Annotated in this window: 17 protein-coding genes and 4 tRNA genes; 12 read left to right on the top strand and 9 right to left on the bottom strand. The window is 32.6% G+C overall.

Annotated elements, in window-relative coordinates; all coding sequences use genetic code 11:
- The first annotated feature begins 4 nt into the window (after nt 1-4).
- From ABXT06_RS03995 to ABXT06_RS03985, 3 genes are read left to right on the top strand one after another with little or no spacing between them, the layout of a single operon-like run.
- Nucleotides 5-1,096 (top strand): AI-2E family transporter, encoded by a 1,092-nt coding sequence (locus ABXT06_RS03995; RefSeq protein WP_354589588.1) that lies wholly within the window; start codon nt 5-7, stop codon nt 1,094-1,096.
- 2 nt (nt 1,097-1,098) lie between these two features.
- On the top strand, nt 1,099-2,280 hold the full coding sequence (locus ABXT06_RS03990) for a class I SAM-dependent methyltransferase (RefSeq protein WP_354589587.1): 1,182 nt from the start codon (nt 1,099-1,101) through the stop codon (nt 2,278-2,280).
- 4 nt (nt 2,281-2,284) lie between these two features.
- Nucleotides 2,285-2,851: a hypothetical protein gene (locus tag ABXT06_RS03985; RefSeq protein ID WP_354589586.1), complete on the top strand. Its 567-nt coding sequence runs from the start codon at nt 2,285-2,287 to the stop codon at nt 2,849-2,851.
- Here the strand turns inward: ABXT06_RS03985 and ABXT06_RS03980 are convergent, their stop codons facing one another.
- Nucleotides 2,852-3,499, bottom strand: coding sequence for a M15 family metallopeptidase (locus ABXT06_RS03980; RefSeq protein WP_354589585.1), 648 nt, complete (start codon nt 3,497-3,499; stop codon nt 2,852-2,854). It abuts the gene before it with no gap.
- A gap of 207 nt (nt 3,500-3,706) precedes the next feature.
- Here ABXT06_RS03980 and ABXT06_RS03975 point away from each other — a divergent pair, with 207 nt between their 5' ends.
- Nucleotides 3,707-4,228, top strand: coding sequence for an Ivy family c-type lysozyme inhibitor (locus ABXT06_RS03975; protein WP_354589584.1), 522 nt, complete (start codon nt 3,707-3,709; stop codon nt 4,226-4,228).
- 75 nt (nt 4,229-4,303) lie between these two features.
- Here the strand turns inward: ABXT06_RS03975 and ABXT06_RS03970 are convergent, their stop codons facing one another.
- The gene (locus tag ABXT06_RS03970) at nt 4,304-5,407 is read right to left on the bottom strand and encodes a fatty acid desaturase family protein (protein WP_354589583.1); all 1,104 of its coding nucleotides are present in this window, start codon (nt 5,405-5,407) and stop codon (nt 4,304-4,306) included.
- A gap of 171 nt (nt 5,408-5,578) precedes the next feature.
- A complete protein-coding gene (locus ABXT06_RS03965; RefSeq protein ID WP_354589582.1) occupies nt 5,579-5,902 on the bottom strand; it encodes a helix-turn-helix domain-containing protein in 324 nt (107 codons plus the stop codon).
- 122 nt (nt 5,903-6,024) lie between these two features.
- Between ABXT06_RS03965 and ABXT06_RS03960 the strand changes: the two genes are divergently transcribed.
- The 5 genes from ABXT06_RS03960 to ABXT06_RS03940 all read left to right on the top strand — a co-directional run bounded on the left by ABXT06_RS03960 (nt 6,025) and on the right by ABXT06_RS03940 (nt 9,804).
- Entirely contained in the window at nt 6,025-6,294 is a 270-nt protein-coding gene (locus tag ABXT06_RS03960) for a hypothetical protein (RefSeq protein WP_354589581.1), read from the top strand.
- Between the two features lie 48 nt (nt 6,295-6,342).
- Nucleotides 6,343-6,546, top strand: a complete 204-nt coding sequence (locus ABXT06_RS03955) for a hypothetical protein (protein WP_354589580.1) — start codon at nt 6,343-6,345, stop codon at nt 6,544-6,546.
- Nucleotides 6,547-6,730: 184 nt separating this feature from the next.
- Complete coding sequence (locus ABXT06_RS03950) at nt 6,731-8,500, top strand: glycoside hydrolase family 9 protein (protein ID WP_354589579.1); 1,770 nt, start codon at nt 6,731-6,733, stop codon at nt 8,498-8,500.
- Between the two features lie 26 nt (nt 8,501-8,526).
- Entirely contained in the window at nt 8,527-9,300 is a 774-nt protein-coding gene (locus tag ABXT06_RS03945; RefSeq protein WP_354589578.1) for a ThuA domain-containing protein, read from the top strand.
- A 60-nt stretch (nt 9,301-9,360) separates the two neighbouring features.
- Nucleotides 9,361-9,804 carry a GNAT family N-acetyltransferase gene (locus ABXT06_RS03940; protein WP_354589577.1) on the top strand — a complete coding sequence of 148 codons (444 nt, stop codon included), beginning with the start codon at nt 9,361-9,363 and terminating at the stop codon, nt 9,802-9,804.
- Nucleotides 9,805-9,835: 31 nt separating this feature from the next.
- Here the strand turns inward: ABXT06_RS03940 and ABXT06_RS03935 are convergent, their stop codons facing one another.
- Nucleotides 9,836-10,354 (bottom strand): STM3941 family protein, encoded by a 519-nt coding sequence (locus tag ABXT06_RS03935; RefSeq protein WP_354589576.1) that lies wholly within the window; start codon nt 10,352-10,354, stop codon nt 9,836-9,838.
- A gap of 277 nt (nt 10,355-10,631) precedes the next feature.
- Between ABXT06_RS03935 and ABXT06_RS03930 the strand changes: the two genes are divergently transcribed.
- Nucleotides 10,632-10,802, top strand: a complete 171-nt coding sequence (locus ABXT06_RS03930) for a hypothetical protein (protein WP_354589575.1) — start codon at nt 10,632-10,634, stop codon at nt 10,800-10,802.
- A gap of 6 nt (nt 10,803-10,808) precedes the next feature.
- Entirely contained in the window at nt 10,809-11,321 is a 513-nt protein-coding gene (locus tag ABXT06_RS03925; RefSeq protein WP_354589574.1) for a PRC-barrel domain-containing protein, read from the top strand.
- A 70-nt stretch (nt 11,322-11,391) separates the two neighbouring features.
- Here ABXT06_RS03925 and ABXT06_RS03920 read toward each other — a convergent pair whose 3' ends face one another.
- The 5 genes from ABXT06_RS03920 to ABXT06_RS03900 form a co-directional block, all read right to left on the bottom strand.
- Nucleotides 11,392-11,916 (bottom strand): AAA family ATPase, encoded by a 525-nt coding sequence (locus tag ABXT06_RS03920; protein ID WP_354589573.1) that lies wholly within the window; start codon nt 11,914-11,916, stop codon nt 11,392-11,394.
- Between the two features lie 91 nt (nt 11,917-12,007).
- A tRNA-Arg gene (locus tag ABXT06_RS03915) sits at nt 12,008-12,081 on the bottom strand.
- 81 nt (nt 12,082-12,162) lie between these two features.
- Nucleotides 12,163-12,236: transfer RNA gene (locus ABXT06_RS03910), tRNA-Arg, on the bottom strand.
- A 16-nt stretch (nt 12,237-12,252) separates the two neighbouring features.
- A tRNA-Pro gene (locus tag ABXT06_RS03905) sits at nt 12,253-12,327 on the bottom strand.
- A 14-nt stretch (nt 12,328-12,341) separates the two neighbouring features.
- Nucleotides 12,342-12,425, bottom strand: a tRNA-Ser gene (locus ABXT06_RS03900).
- Between the two features lie 239 nt (nt 12,426-12,664).
- On the opposite strand from ABXT06_RS03900, the gene ABXT06_RS03895 reads away from it, so the two are divergent.
- A complete protein-coding gene (locus ABXT06_RS03895) occupies nt 12,665-13,843 on the top strand; it encodes an acetyl-CoA C-acyltransferase (protein ID WP_354589572.1) in 1,179 nt (392 codons plus the stop codon).
- The last annotated feature ends 38 nt before the right edge of the window (nt 13,844-13,881 follow it).

Genomic DNA, 13,881 nt, shown 5'->3' with positions numbered 1-13,881 from the left:
AAGCATGATCACATCAAAAACTATTTCGAACGGAATATTAAGAGCTTTAGCTACAATCTTAATAATTAGCATCGTTTTATATTTTTTATATGAAATCCAAACCGTAATTGTCTACTTGTGCATTTCGCTAATATTGTGTCTTATTGCAAATCCGATGGTCTTATTTTTAAAAAATAAATTAAAATTCAACAATTCGCTAGCGGCCACAACGACAATTATCTTTTTCATTTTTCTAATAGTCGGTTTTATTCTATTGTTTGTTCCTTTAATTATTTCTCAGGCAAATAATCTCGCACTTCTTGACACCGCGCATCTTCAGTCTCAGTTTATAGAAACAGAAACCAGTCTTGAAAAATATTTTAATATTCCTCATATTGATTTAAATAAAGTGATAAAAGATTCGAAACTTATTTCATTCTTAGATTTTAGCTATTTTACAGGATTCATCAATACTATAATTAACTTTATGGCCGATATGGGGATGGGATTGGTATCGGTTTTCTTCATCACTTTCTTTTTCATAAAAGATCAAGACATCTTTAAAGATCAAGCAAGAAGAATACTACCAGATTCTAATGAAGACAAAATTTTAAATTCTATCACTAAAATAAATCATTTATTGACTCGCTATTTTATTGGCTTATTATTGCAACTGATGGTTGTGTTTATACTATATCTGATTGTATTGCTGGTTTTTGGAAATAAAAATGCTTTTGTAATTGCTTTTTTATGCGCAATCTTAAACATAATACCATATTTAGGGCCAATTATCGGAACCACTTTAGCAGCAATCCTTACCATGATAAGCATGATTGGAAAAGATTTTCAATCAGAAATTCTGCCAACAACAATTTATGTCGTTATTGGCTTTTTATTGGTTCAGGCAATCGACAACAATATTAGCCAGCCAATAATTTCATCAAAAAGTGTAAATTCGCATCCGTTAGAAATATTCTTGGTTATATTAATCAGCGGTATTACGTTTGGAATTGTGGGCATGATTATAGCGATTCCTGCTTTTACAATGATTAAAGTAATTTTAAAAGAGTTTTTTCCTAACAACAAAATCGTCTCCGTATTAACAGAAAGAATCTAGCTTTGAACAATCCTATTTTGCATCCAGAAATTCAAGAATTTATAAAAAAAAATACTGGTGCAGATATAACAAAATTAGCGCTTCAAAAAAATCCGTTTCCAGAAGTGGACTGGATTTTGATTTTGAATCAGATTGAAGCGCGAACAAAAGCAAAGGAAAAACTTCCGACTTGGTTTGCTGCCGAAAATATTATTTTTCCAAGTAAAATTTCTATAGAACAAACTTCTTCAGAAAAAACAGCAGCATATAAAGCTTCTCTGCTATCTGGAGAATCTTTGATTGATTTAACTGGTGGTTTTGGCGTTGACGATTATTATTTTTCGAAGAAATTTAAATCGACAACACATTGCGAAATAAATGAAGAATTATCCAAAATTGTAGCATACAATTTTAAACAATTGGAAGTTGAAAATTGTACTTTTCATTCAGGTGATTCTATTCATTTATTAGAAGAATCAAATCAAAAATACGATTGGATTTATATTGATCCTTCTCGAAGAAATGACAGCAAAGGAAAAGTCTTCATGCTAAAAGACTGTCTGCCAAATGTTCCTGAATTACTTGATTTTTATTTTGAAAAAACAGATTCCATTTTAATTAAGACTGCACCTTTACTAGATATTTCGGCGGGACTATCAGAATTAAAAAACGTAAAGAATATTCATATTATAGCACTTGAAAACGAAGTAAAAGAATTACTTTTTGAAATTCACAAAGGGTATTCCGGCAAAATAACTTTAAAAACTGCTAACATTTTAAAAGAAAAAATAGAAACTTTTGAATTTGTTTTAGGCACCGAAACCAAATCGTTTTCTTATGGTTTACCACAGCAATATCTTTACGAACCCAATTCAGCAATTATGAAATCTGGTGGTTTTGACGAAGTTAGCGCTACTTTTCAGATTAATAAACTGCATAAACATTCGCATTTATACACTTCAGAAAATTTAATTGATTTTCCTGGAAGAAAATTTGAGGTTCAAAAAGTCATTTCTTATAACAAAAATGAGATGAAAAATGAACTAGCCAATAAGCACGCAAATGTTACAACTCGCAACTTCCCAGAGACTGTAGAAAACATCAGAAAGAAATGGAAAATAAAAAATGGCGGTAATTTGTATTGTTTTTTTACGACAGATGTAAAAGATAACAAAATAGTTTTAATTTGCACCAAAATAATCTAACACAATGAAACAATTAATTACACTAACTCTTTTTTTATTAACCTTTACCGCATTTGCCCAAAAACCGTGTGAATATAGTGTGAATGTAAATGACTCTATTGGATCTTATAAAGTAACAAATGAATATTTGATAAGTGAGAAATATTTTGGCGGAAGCTTTAATTATATTTTCTTCTCCTTGGCTCAAACTGATGGTTTGCCTACACTGAATCTACAATCTATTCAAAAAAGCAAGGATTTTATCAAAGCTAACTGTTTTGATAAAAATTCAAAAGTATTTTTACAGCTAGAAAATGGAAAAATAGTGACATTAATGCACATCAATCAAGAAAATTGCGGTACATTGATTCGCGATGAAAAAGGTTTTGACAACCGCATCAACACTGGGATTTTTATGTTTATGAAAGACAATTATGAGGAACTTAAAAAATCTCCAATTTCTATAATGCGAATAAAATACCTTACCAATACAGAAGATTATATCGTAAAACGAGAACTTACTTCTGAGTTAACCGGAAAGGTAACCAATCCGAATACTTATTTTATGGATAACATTAGATGCGTTGAGTAATTAATTGCATTTCCATTTCTGATTGGACACTTTATCTTTTAAACCTGTTTTCAAATTGTAATGCCACCATTCAGAATCAAAAGAGTTAAAGCCATTTTTAATCATGGTCTTTTTTAAATAAGTTCTATTAGAAAGTATTTCTTTTGAAAGTTGTTTAAAATTATGACTTGCCATAATCCCGAAAAAATCAAAAGAAGTTCCCATATCAACTTCTTTTCCTGTTATATCTACTAAAGAAATATCTACGGCTCCTCCTCTATTATGGATGGAGCCTTTTTTTGGATCTGCAACATAAATCGGATTCGATACAATCTCCCACATTTTCTTTTGGATATCCAAAGGCCTGTAACAATCATATAATTTGATTCTATAGCCTTTCTTCAAAAAATCTTTATTGGCCGCTATTAATGCATTTACAGTCTTTAAACGAAGCATACATTCTGCACAGTCATAAACTTTTGTTTTCAAGAAATTGTCTTCGGTAGCATATTTCATATCATAAACAAAATCGTTGCTGTAATCTCTTAGATTTACAAATGTAGTATCCGAAATTTTAACTTCAGCTGGAGAAGTGTAAGTTTCATTCTGAGCTTGTAAAAAGCTAATTCCTAAAAGAAAAAATATTAAAATTTTGAAAGTATGATTCATTTTAAGATGATTTAAAAATTGAAATTAAACAAAAAAAACTAAAAAACCGATTCTGCGATTTCTCTTTAAGAGCAAAAGTTTGCTTTTTACAAATCTAAAATTCGTCATAAATTCCTTTCAAAACAAAGATTATTTTTAATATCTTTATGAAAATTAGATCATTACGACTTTGTAAAATAAATTATTAATTCTAAAATCAGTTATATTATGAATTACAGAGCCAAGTACATTTCGGCAGCACTTGTAAGCAGTGTAATCTTGTTTTCGTGCAAAAAAGAAATTAGTAAAGAAGTTCCTGAAACAGATTCTACTTCTATAAAAACGGAGGTTATACAGGCAGACAGCACGACTTTAAACCCTAACGATTCTTTATATAATCTAGTAGATAAAAGTGTTGTTGGAATACAGTTTTTAACGAAAAGCAGTTTAGCTCCTAGATTAAAAAAATTATTAGGAGCAGATTATGACCAGATGGTTAAAAATTGGAACACCGAAACTCCTTTTGAAAAACAAGACAATATTCTGCACGCATGGGGCTGCAAACAGCATGATTGCAGCACTTATTCTTATGATTTGTATATTGATGTTAAAAACAATAAAATAAATGTCTACAAATTTGCCGAATCTAAATTGACTGTTTTTAAAGAAGATAATTTTGAAATTGAAATAAAAGGCAACTTCTTGAAAGATCTCGAAATTAAAAAGGAAAATATCACAAATAAAAAATAAGCATAGCGCTAAAAAGGTTCAAAAAAAGGCTAGTTCACTATTGAACTAGCCTTTTTATAAAATATCTTTTGACAACTATATTTCTCCTGTAACTAAAATATTTTCTCTTACACCTTTGTCTCTCAGCATTCTAAAATGAGAACGAACAGCGTGATAAAACGGATACGAGGTGTATGGCAGATTGTATTCTTCTGCATAACGTTTTATAATTGGAGTAATATATGGATAGTATGTATGTCCAACTGCAGGGAAAAGATGATGCGCTACGTGATGCGTAAATCCGCCATAAAGAAAATTAGCCAATTTACTTTCAGTACTAAAATCCTTAGTCACAATCATTTGGTGCATTACCCATGTATCAGAAAGATTTCCATCTTCATCAGTATGTGGAAAGTGAGCATCTTCATCAACATGTGTCGAAACCAATGCTACGACACCAATTGCACTACCACATAAATGCATAGACAGCCAAGCAAGCAAAACCATATACCATGGCTGACTTAATAACATCATCGGAATAAAAAGCAGATAAATAAGATTAACGATCTTAGCCGCAAAAAGTCTATATACTTCTTGTCGAGGAATCTTATCTACAACTCTTTTTACATAATTGTCCTTTGTTCCAAAAAAGTCTTTAAAGTCTCTAATATAAAGCCAGTTTAGACTATAAAAAGGATAAATAAACCACATGTAAATATGCTGGTACTTGTGGTAATTAAACAATGGACTATTTGGAAATATTCTAATAATATCGCTCTGTTTGATATCGACGTCCCAATCAGGCACGTTTGGATAAGCATGATGCAGACTTATATGACGTCGCATCCAAAGCCAGTGATTACTCCCAAAGAGTTCTAAAACATATAAAAACCATTCATTATGCTTTGGCTTTTTAAATAAAGCTCCATGCGCAGCATCATGAAAAGCATTTATAAATAAAACGATCATTGTAATACCAGACAGAATATAAAAAAGAAATAGTAAGGGCGTCTGGTTGCCGAAAATCAATATACAGGCGTAGAACAAAAAAAATACTGCCAGAAGTCCTAAAGACTTCACAACATTTAATACATACAAGGACGAGTTTTTTAAGACCGTTTCATTCACTTCTAAACGCATCTTTTTAAAAAAATCATCTGCTCCTGGTTTAACATAAACCGGTCGTTTTAATTTTTCCATATTGGTTACTGCTAGAAATTGTTAATCAAATTTAGTAAAAAAAAACTTAAACTGTAAGCGTTGATTTAAATAAAAAAGGAGTATTTTAAACAAAAAAGCCACTCAAAAAGAGTGGCTTAAGTTATTACTGAGACATTTTAAATTGTTAGATACTTTTGGAAAAACTTTTTATTATTCCTCAAACTTTTTGTCAGCCAGACGTACACGAATATTATGAATTCGTCCTTCAATTTCTTGCAAGTCATTCAGAATATTCTGCTTCTCATAAACTGGCCCAACTTCATTAACCTTATTTTGCTCATCGGCAAAAAGATCATTCAAATCCACATCTGGAAAATTTTTACTTAAGCTAAGAATAAATTCAGAACCTATGCTAGCTGTTCCATGTAAATATCTTCCAATCATTGCAGGGCTAAATCCTAAAATTGCCCCAACTTCCTTTTGCTTTAATCCTTTATCCTTAAAGAATTTGCTTAGTTTCTCGTGATACATCATTATTAAAATTCAAACAAAATATAGCTATAATACATTTTTTAACACTAAAAAGAATAAATAATATAATATTATTCCTACATTTACACGTAATAAAATACATACAAATAATTATTAGCAAATATATGTCAAAATTAATCAATAATAGCAATTTTAAAGAAGATAATTCTCACAATAAAAAAGCTTATGAATTTATAGATAGGCATTTACCTGTTACTTATGTTGATCTTACTATTGCTTGTATCATTAAAAAAGGTCAGCCAGCTCCAAGCAAAGCGTTAATTAGAAACGTCAGAAATAAAACTATCCTTAGAAACGATATTTTACTTGCATTAGTAGAAGTTGCTAATGAAAACAAACAAGCAATAGAAAAGATAAAATTGTTAACCTCATAATTATAAAAGAATATATCAAAACCGTTTTTTAACCAAAGTCAAAATTTTATGACCACTCACAATACTAACAAAAAAGAAAATAATCAGTCAGATTCTATTCAAAATCAATATAAAATCTCATCTTCAAACGAAACTAGTTTAGAAAACACTCCAAATCTATACGGAATGAGTCTTGAACAGTACAGAGAAGGTCTCGAAATTCATTCTAGATGTTTTAACCAGATGAAAAAAGTGCAAAGAATTGTGAATTAAAATAATCTTAATCCATTCTCAAAAATCACATCAAATACACATCATCGGTTTTTAAATTTTAGCACAAACCCTTATAAAACTTGTCTACATTCTAAATTTCAGTTTTTAGTGCAAGACCTTTTAGCTTAGAAAAATTTTCCCTTTTTTGTAATTTGCCTTTTCTACTAGCTAAAAAACTAAAACCATGCTAAAACTCAGAAAACAATTAAGATGGATTCTAATAGTTTTGTTCCTTTCTATTTCAGCTTATAGCAAAACTATCATACATGTAAACCAAGTAGGCTTTGATCCAAAAAGTCCAAAAATTGCTATTATTGAATATAACAACAATCTTTTGAATTCAACTTTTGACATTATAGATGCCGATTTTGGAAAAACCGTTTTTACTTCAAAAATTGGTAAACCAGAAAGTGTCGATGACTGGAAACTTGGCAATTTTTATTATAAAGCTGATTTTTCGTCTTTCCAAAAACTTGGGAATTACAAAGTATCATTCAAAATTGCAGATCAGATTTATACTTCTGCCCGTTTCTCTATTGAAGAAAACATATTAGCTAAACGCACCATTTCTTCTATAGTTCATTATTATAATAAACAAAGAGCCAATACGCCAGAAGAGCTTGAAGCTGACAAAAAGATGTTATTGTTTGGAAGCACAAAAAAGGTAGACGTACACGGCGGATGGTGTGACGCTTCTGGAGATGTAAGCAAATATTTTTCGCATTTAGCCTACGCTAATTTTGTATCACCTCAACAAACACCATTAGTTACTTGGTCACTCATAAATACGTCTGAAACCATTTCAAAAAAACTGACACAATGGAAAATAAAAGACTCTTTGGATAATGAAGCCATTTGGGGAGCCGATTATATGATGCGCTGTCTTTCTGATGAAGATTATTTTTATATGATTGTTTTCAGCTACTTTGATAAAAACCCTTCAGCAAGAAGAATTGTTGGATTAAAAGCCAATAGTGTTACTACTGACGAATATCAATCTGCTTTTCGCGAAGGCGCTGGAATGGCAATCGCATCACTTGCTAGAATTTCAAAATGGAATAAGAGCGGAGATTTTACTTCAAAACAATATTTGGATGGAGCAAAACGAGCTTATGCCCACCTTTTAATCAATAACACCAAATATGATGACGACGGAAAAGAAAATATCATAGACGATTATTGCGCTTTGATGGCAGCAACAGAATTATGGATTGCTACTAATGATAATTTTTATAAAGATGAAGCAAGAAAATGGGCTCACAAACTCGAGAATCGAATGACAGATCAAGGCTGGTTTAGAAGCAATGATACAAATCGTCCGTTTTGGCATGCAGCTGATGCAGGTTTGCCAGTTGTAGCACTAACGAGATATCTAAAAAAAGAATCTGACGGTAAAGAAAGAGCTGTTGCAGAAAATGTTATCAAAAAAGCTTTGGAATACAATTTAAACGTTACAAACAATGTAGCTAATCCGTTTGGTTATGCAAGGCAAAGTTTTTTATTTAACGATAAAATCCAAGATGGCTTTTTTATTCCGCATGATAATGAAACTGGCTGGTGGTGGCAGGGAGAAAATGCCCGATTGGCTTCATTGGCAACAGCAGCCATAGAAGGAGGAAAAAGTATTTCGCTTCAAAAGAATAGCGATACGAAAAAATCGCTCGATTTATATGCGTCACAGCAATTATCTTGGATTTTAGGCTGTAATCCGTATTCAATGTGCTTTTTATATAAATTCGGAGAAAATAATGTGCCATATATGCATTCTAATTACGGACATGGATCTGAAAAAGGCGGTATTTCTAACGGAATTACAGGAAAAGATGGAAACGGCGATGGTTCGGGAATTGATTTTAAAATGGAAGACAAAGGAAACGAATGGCGCTGGACCGAACAATGGATTCCGCATTCAGCATGGTTTTTACAAGCTATAACTGCAACGGTTGAACCGTAATTAATTCGACTTAACAAATTGCTTTCATGAAAAATTCGATAGTATTTCTTGTACTTATTTTAAGCTGTTTCTTTCAGCAGGACAGTCTGGCTCAAAAACAGAAAAAAACACGTTTTAAAGCTTTAGTTTTATATGAAAATGGCGGACATCATCTTCCGTTTACTAAAGCTGCAAAACCGTGGCTGAATAAACTCGCCATTGATAGCAGTTTTACAATCGATTATATCGAAAGCACCAAAACAATCAACGAAGCACTTTTAAAACAATATCAAGTTTTTATACAATTAGATTATCCACCTTATACTTGGAGCGAAGAATCGATGCAGGCGTTTCAGAAATACATGAACAGTGGAAAAGGCGGATGGGTTGGTTTACATCATGCTACTTTACTTGGGGAGTTTGATGGATACCCGATGTGGAAATGGTTTTCTGATTTTATGGGCGGAATAAGATTTGTAAATTACATTCCAGACTTTGCTAGCGGAAAAGTTACTATTGAAGACAAATCTCATCCTGTAACGAAAGGAATTCCGTCTGATTTTCTTATCCAAAAAGAAGAATGGTATATTTATGACAAAAGTCCGCGACCAAACGTTCATGTTCTAGCTTCAGTTGATGAATCTACTTATCAACCAGACTCAAAAATAAAAATGGGAGACCATCCTGTAGTGTGGACAAACGATCACTTTGCTTCACGAAATGTTTACACTTTTATGGGACACGCCCCAGAATTATTCCAAAACGAAGCATACACTGCCCTACTGCGAAATTCTATTTTCTGGGCAGCAGGCAAAAAATAATTCAACATTACACATAATTGCTATTTTTGCCAGTCATCAAAAAATTAAACAATCAAAACTGTGATTCAAAAAGTAAATAAAACAGAATATCTTGAACTGATTTCAGTTTGGGAATCTTCGGTAAAAGCGACACATGATTTCTTAAAACCTGAAGATTTTATATTTTACAAAGAACTTATTCCAAACTTTTTTGACAATGTTTCTTTGCACTGTATAAAAAATGACCAACAACAGATTATTGGTTTTGTCGGAACTCATGAAGAAAACTTAGAAATGCTATTTGTAACGGCAGACCAAATTGGAAAAGGAATTGGCAAACAACTATTATTGCATGCAATTGAAGAGCTTAAAATCTCGAAAGTTGACGTAAATAAAGATAACCAAACAGCCACTGCATTTTACAAGCACTTTGGATTTGAGATAAAATCTACCTCTGATTTAGACGGCTGTGGAAAACCCTATCCGATTTTGCATTTAGAATTAACAAAAGAGCCACTTCATTAAAGTGGCTCTTTAAATTTTATAACTGACTATTTTATTTTTTCCAACGTTCTAAAAACAGCCTATACAATTCATCTGCATTAATTTCAATTTCTGAAGCCGAGTACATTATATTCAATTTCGAATTTTGCTCATCATAAGCCATTTTCCAAAGAAATTTAGAAACACGGCCATCATACTTAGATATATTGTCAATAGTAATGGCTACCAAAGTATCACCTCCTACTTTCGTTAATTGCAAATCGGTAACATCTTGCCACTCTATTCTTCCGAAAGCTTTCGCTACTGGAGTTGTTCTTCCAGAAAATCCATTTGCATCTATTTGAATTAATGGCGATTTATCTTTTATACTGGCAAGCATTCTAAATATCAAAACAAGCATTATCAAAAAAATAGCACCAGAAGCAATTGAAAGTTTTATTTTAAATACTCCATCAAAGACTCCTATTCCGTATAAAAATGCAATTGCTAATAAAAAACTTAATGCACTAGCATATAAAAGTAAGCTTCTTGTTTTCTTGGCGTTTCGGTAAAAATTTATTTCTTCATTCATGGGGCGTAGTAAAAATTTTTATTTGTTATTAGAATTAAAAATGAAGAAGCAATTTACTACAAAATATTTTAAGAAAGGTAGAAATGCCCGTAAACATTGGGCATATTTAAAATACCCAAGATCAAATAAACATGTTTCAGGCAATTAAGCCTGCAAAAATCTTTTTTCAGCTAACTGGGAATTGTATAAATTCTATCAAAAATTAAATACTTCCCAAGACTTCCCTCATTTGTACCTTTATTTTAAAATTAAATATTCACAATTAAAAATATAGGTTATGGCAGAAATTAAGATTGAGAAAAAGAAGCCAATTTGGCCATGGATTGTAGCAGTCCTATTGATCTCAGCACTTGTATACTATGTCTTTTTGAGAAATGATCAAGTGCAAAACGAAAACAGAATGGAAATCGAAAACAATTCAAGTGCAGATAGTACAGCAAATTATTAAGAAACTATGGAAAATAAAGATAGAAATTTATTCAGATTAGACGAGCTTTCTGATTATAAAGTCGCTTCAAATTATTCTGACGTTAGAGGTTGGAAAATTGTAGATTCGGACAACCGTACAATAGGAAAAATTGATAACCTTTGGGTTAATAAAGATATGCAGCGTGTTGTTTATCTTGACGTTAATTTAGACAAAGGATTAATTGAAGACAGTCGCAATGAAGTGCATGACGCAATAGCGAATGACAATGGAAAAGAATTCGTATATAAAGATGGAGACAGTCACATTATTTTACCAATTGGTTCTGTGAGCATAAATAAAGACACTAAAATTGTCATGGCCAACAACATCGGGTATGATACATTTAGAAAAACAAGCAGATACAACTGGCAAAATGATTTTGATAGGGAGTACGAAAGAAGAGTATTGAATTCTTATTATCCTACTGAAGAATCGCGCCTTGCTTCTGAAAGTAATGACGATACTTTTTACAAACGAAGAGAATTTGACAATTATTGATAAATGTAATTAGCATTAAAAACAAATATTATAAACGAATAAAGACCAAGCGTTCAAGAATGTTTGGTCTTTATTTATTTTTTCTCTTTAATATTTTATTTTGAATTTGATCTGATCTTTCAGATAAACTTCCTTTTACTTCAATTACTTCCAAATCAAAATCATCAATTAATTCTCCGATAATATCATTTACTTCATACCTCAGTTCAGGCAAATCAGAGGCTGAGCACAAAATTCGATCTGGCTTTTCAATAGGAACAAATACAAAAACATCAATTTCCTTAATTGCATTTTGAATTTTATTAAATATTAACGAAAAATTTAATTTATCATCGACCGCTAAAGCATATGCTAAAAGATCAATCGGACAGCGGTCAAAAATAGCGTTTCTGTTACTTCTTACAATTTGCTTTAAAGAATGTTCTAACTGGACCCTATAATCATCTGCAGTAGGTATTTCAGAAAAATCAAAACCTATTTCCTGCAGTTCAAAATACGGTTCTGAATAAAACTCATAATCAGGAAGAGCTTCATGCAGTTTTTCTGCAAATGTGGTTTTACCTACCTTATGAGTTCCAAGTATTGCTATTCTCATATCATTAAAATTTTTTAATCATGAACAACTAAAAATAAGCAAAATAGATCCAAAACAAAAAAGGATGATCAAAAATGATCATCCTATAAAGTGATCCCAGAAGGATTCGAACCTTCGACCTACGCATTAGAAGTGCGTTGCTCTATCCAGCTGAGCTATGGAACCATTATTTTAAAATTTCTAAAGATAGAAATCAAACGTACATACATAAAAACAAAAAAGTCACTCTATTTGAGTGACTTTTTGTGAACGCAGAAGGATTCGAACCTTCGACCGCCTGCTTAGAAGGCAGGTGCTCTATCCAGCTGAGCTATGCGTCCATTATTTCAATTGTAGTCGGGGTGGCAGGATTCGAACCTGCGGCCTCCTGCTCCCAAAGCAGGCGCGATAACCGGGCTACGCTACACCCCGAGGCAAAATTTAAGCGGAGAGACAGGGACTCGAACCCTGGCGACGGTTACCCGTCGACAGATTAGCAATCTGCTCCATTACCGCTCTGGCACCTCTCCTTGCTAGTGGAATTGCTTCCGTTTTGCGAGTGCAAATGTATAACAACATTCCTTTTCTCACAAGCTTTTTTTTGAGTTTTTTTAGTTTTTTTTCATCTTTTTTCAAAAACACTTCACAATCAAACAAATAGAATTAACAAAAATTTCACCTTAAATTTAAAATCAACCCTATTCAATACAAAATTTGAATTTATTCAAATAAACAGTAAATTTGCTTACTAACTATTATTAAACAGAAAATGAACAAAAGAGTTGTTATCGTTTCTGCCGTTAGAACACCTATCGGAAGTTTCATGGGCGGGTTATCTACTGTACCTGCACCAAAATTAGGCGCTGCTGCTATAAAAGGAGCCCTTTCAAAAATTAATCTTGACCCAAAATTAGTCGATGAAGTTTTCATGGGGAATGTAATTCAGGCAGGTGTCGGACAAGCACCGGCGCGCCAAGCAGCACTTTTTGCTGGTTTGTCTGAAGAAGTTGCTGCCACAACAGTCAACAAAGTATGTGCTTCTGGAATGAAAGCGGTAATGTTTGCTGCACAAGCAATCGCATGCGGTGACGCTGAAATTGTAGTAGCGGGCGGAATGGAAAGCATGAGCTTGATTCCTCACTATGTACAAATGCGTGCTGGAAACAAATTTGGTCCTGCAACTATGCTTGACGGAATGCAGAAAGATGGTTTAACAGATGCTTACGACAACAACGCAATGGGAGTTTGCGCTGATTTGTGTGCAACTGAATACAAAATCAGCCGTGAAGAACAAGATGCTTTCGCAATTCAATCTTATGAAAGAAGTGCAAAAGCTTGGGACGCTGGAAAATTCGACAATGAAGTTGTCCCTGTTGAAGTACCGCAAAGACGTGGCGAACCAATTATATTTTCAAAAGATGAAGAATATACTAATGTAAAATTAGATAAGATTCCATCTTTAGCACCAGTTTTCACAAAAGACGGAACTGTAACCGCTGCAAATGCTTCTACAATCAATGACGGAGCCGCTGCTTTGGTTTTAATGTCTGAAGAAAAAGCAAATGCTTTAGGTTTAAAACCTTTAGCTTACATAAAAGGTTACGCAGATGCTGCTCAAGAACCAAAATGGTTTACAACAAGTCCAGCAAAAGCATTACCAAAAGCTTTAAACAAAGCTGGAATTTCAATCTCAGATGTTGATTTCTTCGAATTTAATGAAGCTTTCTCTGTTGTTGGATTAGCTAATGCTAAAATATTAAACCTTGATAACGATAAAGTAAACGTAAACGGTGGCGCTGTTTCTTTAGGACATCCTCTTGGAGCTTCTGGAGCACGTATTATCGTAACTTTACTGAATGTTTTAGAACAAAACAATGCAAAAACTGGAGCTGCTGCAATTTGCAACGGTGGTGGTGGCGCATCGGCAATTGTTATCGAAAGAGCTTAAACAATATCTCAAAAAATCAGGAGTTATAATATGACTCC

Source organism: Flavobacterium sp. UW10123 (assembly GCF_040538975.1).
Taxonomy (GTDB): domain Bacteria; phylum Bacteroidota; class Bacteroidia; order Flavobacteriales; family Flavobacteriaceae; genus Flavobacterium.
Note: the sequence above shows the minus strand (reverse complement) of the source record. Positions and strands in the feature narration are given on the sequence as shown.

Excerpts from the sequence above, each read along its gene's own strand:
- ABXT06_RS03995 (WP_354589588.1), top strand. The coding sequence starts at position 5 with ATGATCACATCAAAAACTATTTCGAACGGAATATTAAGAGCTTTAGCT.
- ABXT06_RS03985 (WP_354589586.1), top strand. The coding sequence starts at position 2,285 with ATGAAACAATTAATTACACTAACTCTTTTTTTATTAACCTTTACCGCA.
- ABXT06_RS03980 (WP_354589585.1), bottom strand. The coding sequence starts at position 3,499 with ATGAATCATACTTTCAAAATTTTAATATTTTTTCTTTTAGGAATTAGC.
- ABXT06_RS03975 (WP_354589584.1), top strand. The coding sequence starts at position 3,707 with ATGAATTACAGAGCCAAGTACATTTCGGCAGCACTTGTAAGCAGTGTA.
- ABXT06_RS03970 (WP_354589583.1), bottom strand. The coding sequence starts at position 5,407 with ATGGAAAAATTAAAACGACCGGTTTATGTTAAACCAGGAGCAGATGAT.
- ABXT06_RS03965 (WP_354589582.1), bottom strand. The coding sequence starts at position 5,902 with ATGATGTATCACGAGAAACTAAGCAAATTCTTTAAGGATAAAGGATTA.
- ABXT06_RS03960 (WP_354589581.1), top strand. The coding sequence starts at position 6,025 with ATGTCAAAATTAATCAATAATAGCAATTTTAAAGAAGATAATTCTCAC.
- ABXT06_RS03955 (WP_354589580.1), top strand. The coding sequence starts at position 6,343 with ATGACCACTCACAATACTAACAAAAAAGAAAATAATCAGTCAGATTCT.
- ABXT06_RS03950 (WP_354589579.1), top strand. The coding sequence starts at position 6,731 with ATGCTAAAACTCAGAAAACAATTAAGATGGATTCTAATAGTTTTGTTC.
- ABXT06_RS03945 (WP_354589578.1), top strand. The coding sequence starts at position 8,527 with ATGAAAAATTCGATAGTATTTCTTGTACTTATTTTAAGCTGTTTCTTT.
- ABXT06_RS03935 (WP_354589576.1), bottom strand. The coding sequence starts at position 10,354 with ATGAATGAAGAAATAAATTTTTACCGAAACGCCAAGAAAACAAGAAGC.
- ABXT06_RS03930 (WP_354589575.1), top strand. The coding sequence starts at position 10,632 with ATGGCAGAAATTAAGATTGAGAAAAAGAAGCCAATTTGGCCATGGATT.
- ABXT06_RS03925 (WP_354589574.1), top strand. The coding sequence starts at position 10,809 with ATGGAAAATAAAGATAGAAATTTATTCAGATTAGACGAGCTTTCTGAT.
- ABXT06_RS03920 (WP_354589573.1), bottom strand. The coding sequence starts at position 11,916 with ATGAGAATAGCAATACTTGGAACTCATAAGGTAGGTAAAACCACATTT.
- ABXT06_RS03895 (WP_354589572.1), top strand. The coding sequence starts at position 12,665 with ATGAACAAAAGAGTTGTTATCGTTTCTGCCGTTAGAACACCTATCGGA.